Source organism: Neoroseomonas soli (genome assembly GCF_018129065.1).
GTDB classification, from domain to species: Bacteria; Pseudomonadota; Alphaproteobacteria; order Acetobacterales; family Acetobacteraceae; genus Neoroseomonas; species Neoroseomonas soli.
The window spans coordinates 1-935 of record NZ_JAAEDM010000201.1 but is presented as its reverse complement, the minus strand read 5'-3'; the positions used below and the strand labels follow the sequence as shown (position 1 = coordinate 935).

At 74.2% G+C, this 935-nt stretch carries 1 protein-coding gene; it reads left to right on the top strand.

Annotated features, from left to right (window positions below; genetic code table 11):
- Window positions 1-287: 287 nt before the first annotated feature.
- The coding region (locus tag GXW76_RS25450) for a vWA domain-containing protein (protein WP_211864928.1) at window positions 288-935 on the top strand (648 nt) is incomplete at its 3' end.

Here is a 935-nt window from a genome sequence, read left to right as displayed (position 1 = left end):
CGAGCGGCGGCGGCTTGGCCGTGGGCAGCGCCGGCTGCGGCGCGCCCTGGGGGGCAGGCTTGGGCTGCGCCACGGCGCCCCCTGCCAGCGCCAGCCCCGCCACGGTGGCGAGCGCCGCGGCCCTGATGCCCAACCTGGCTGCTGCGTGCATCCGGCGAATCCTCCTGTTGCGGCGCCGCAGTAAAGCCCGCGGCGCGCGGCTCCGCCAGCATTGCGGGCCAAGCCCTTGGCGCAGGGTGTGAGCGGTTTCACATGTTGCTGCGCACAGGCCATCATCGCAGGAATCCATGTCCCGCCCACCCGCCCGTACCGGTCCAGGCACCGAGGTCGCCGCCTTCCTCGACAAGGTCGCGCGGCTTCCGGCCGCGACGCCCGCGCGGGGGCGGCCGGGGCGGCTGGTCTTCGCCGTGGATGCCACCGCCTCCCGCCAACCGGCCTGGGACCGCGCCTGCGCGCTGACGGGGGAGATGTTCCTCGCCACGCGGGACCTTGGCGGGCTCGCCGTCTCCCTCGCCTATTGGCGCGGCTTCATGGAGTTCGCCGCGACCCCCTTCCTGACCGACGGCGCGGAACTGGCGCGGCGCATGTCCACCGTGACCTGCCTCGGCGGGCAGACGCAGATCCTGCGCGCGCTGCGCCACGCGCTGAACGAATCCCACAAGGAGAAGGTGGGTGCGCTCGTCCTGGTCGGGGACGCGGTGGAGGAGGATGTGGACGCGCTCTGCCACGCGGCGGGGGAACTCGGCCTCTTCGGCACGCCGGTCTTCTGTTTCCACGAAGGCGCGAACCAGGTTGCCGGCAACGTGTTCCGCCAGATCGCCAAGGTCTCGGGCGGCGCCTATGCGCCCTTCGATTCCTCGGCGGCCGGCGCGCTGCGCGACCTGCTGCGCGCGGTGGCGGTCTTCGCCGCCGGCGGGCGCCGGGCGCTCGCGGCC